Origin of the sequence: Streptomyces sp. NPDC057438 (assembly GCF_042802995.1) — a bacterium.
Taxonomy (GTDB): domain Bacteria; phylum Actinomycetota; class Actinomycetes; order Streptomycetales; family Streptomycetaceae; genus Streptomyces.
Genome location: NZ_JBHVDD010000192.1, coordinates 1 through 2231, shown reverse-complemented (window position 1 = coordinate 2231; position 2231 = coordinate 1). Strand labels below are relative to the sequence as shown.

General features: G+C 70.9%; 1 protein-coding gene. It reads left to right on the top strand.

Going from position 1 to position 2231, the window contains the following annotated elements; all coding sequences use genetic code 11:
• Positions 1-2231: condensation domain-containing protein (locus ACFU5F_RS42270; protein ID WP_383898997.1), on the top strand; the 2231-nt coding region annotated here is incomplete at both ends.

The following is a 2231-nucleotide window of genomic DNA, read 5'->3' as shown; positions in this document are numbered from 1 at the left end:
CGAGCTGTACATCGCCGGCACCGGCGTCGCCCGAGGCTACATCCACCGCCCCGGCCTCTCCGCACAACGCTTCCTCGCCAACCCCTACGCCACCGACGGCTCCCGCATGTACCGCACCGGCGACATCGTCCGCTGGCGCAACAACGCCACCCTCGAATTCGTCGGCCGCGCCGACGACCAGGTCAAGATCCGCGGCTTCCGCATCGAACCCGCCGAAATCGAAACCGTCCTCACCACCCACCCCGACGTCACCCAAGCCGCCGTCCTCGTCCGCGAGGACCGCCCCGGCGACAAACACCTCGCCGCCTACATCGTCGGCAACCCCGACCCCGCAGACCTCCGCGACCACGCCACCGCCCACCTCCCCGCCTACATGATCCCCACCACCATCACCACCCTCGACGCCCTCCCCCTGACCGCCAGCGGCAAACTCGACCGCCGCGCCCTGCCCACCCCCACCCACACCACCACCAACCCAGCCCGCACCCCCCGCACCCCCCACGAACACACCCTGCGCCACATCTTCACCGAACTCCTCGGCACAGAAAACATCGGCATCGACGACAGCTTCTTCGACCTCGGCGGACACTCCCTCCTCGCCACCCGCCTCATCAGCCGCATCCGCACCGTCATGCACGCCGAACTCTCGGTCCGCGCCGTGTTCGAGTCGCCTACCGTCGCGGGCCTCGCGCACCACCTGGAGGGCCAGGACGCCGGCGGCCCGACGCGGGAGCCGATACGGGCCCTGGCCGAGCGGCCGCAGGAGATACCGCTGTCGTTCGCGCAGCAGCGCCTGTGGTTCCTGGACCGCCTCGACACGGACGGCGGCATGTACAACATCCCGCTCGCCCTCCGCCTCGAAGGCCCCCTGGACACCGAGCGCCTGCAGACCGCCCTCCGCGCGGTCGTCACCCGGCACGAATCCCTGCGCACCGTCTTCCCCGACACCGACGGCCGCCCCCGCCAACACATCCTCACATCACCCGAGTTCACGCTCGCCGTGCGGAACATCGATGAGCGGCGACTTCCCGAGGCCCTGGCCGCGGAGTCGGCACGCGGGTTCGACCTGGTGAGCGAATCTCCGCTGCGGGCGGAGCTGTTCAAGGTCTCGGAGAAGTCCCACGTCCTGCTGCTCGTGCTGCACCACATCGCGGGCGACGGCTGGTCCCTGGCCCCCCTGATGCGAGACCTGGAAACCGCCTACACCGGCCGCGAACTCACACCCCTGCCCGTCCAGTACGCCGACTACGCGCTCTGGCAGCGGAACGTACTCGGTTCCGAGGACGACCCCGACAGCCCTGTCAGCGCGCAACTCGCCTACTGGAAGCAGACGCTCGCAGGTCTGCCCGAGGTGCTGGAGCTGCCGACGGACCGGCACCGGCCCGCCGTCGCCTCCCACCGCGGCGGACGGGTTCCGTGGCAGCTCGACGCGGACACGCACGCCGCGCTGTCCACGCTCGCCCGCTCCACCGGCACCAGCCTGTTCATGGTTCTCCAGGCCGGTCTGGCCGCACTCCTCTCGCGGCTCGGCGCGGGCACCGACATCCCTCTCGGGACAGCGGTCGCGGGCCGCACCGACGACGCACTCGACGACCTGGTCGGCTTCTTCGTCAACACCCTCGTCCTGCGCACCGACGTGTCCGGCGACCCGACCTTCCACGAGCTGGTCCAGCGCGTCCGCGAGAGCGACCTGTCGGCCTTCGCGCACCAGGACGTGCCGTTCGAGCGCCTGGTGGAAGTCCTCAACCCGGAGCGCTCCCTCGCCCGCCACCCCCTCTTCCAGGTCATGCTCACCCTCCAGAACACCCCCGAGCCCGACCTGGACCTGCCCGGTGTCACGCCGTCCATCGAGGACGTGACCAGCACGGTCGCCAAGTTCGACTTGGCCTTCGGGCTGGCCGAGACCTTTGACGAGGAGGGCCGCCCGGCCGGTCTGGCGGGCGAGGTGGAGTACGCCGACGACCTGTTCGACCCGGAGACAGTCGCCGCGCTCGGTGACCGTCTCGGCCAGGTGCTCGCCCAGGCTGCGGCCGACCCGGCCTGCCGCGTCGGCGCACTGGAGCTGGTGAGCGGGGCGGAGACCGCCGTCCAGTTCGAGCAGTGGGGCACCGGTGCCCACACCGCCGGGAACCGGTCCTCGCTCGTGGAGTTCTTCGCGCAGCAGGTGATGGAGACGCCCGACGCGGTGGCGGTCATCGCCGACGAGGGCCGGCTGACCTACACGGACCTGG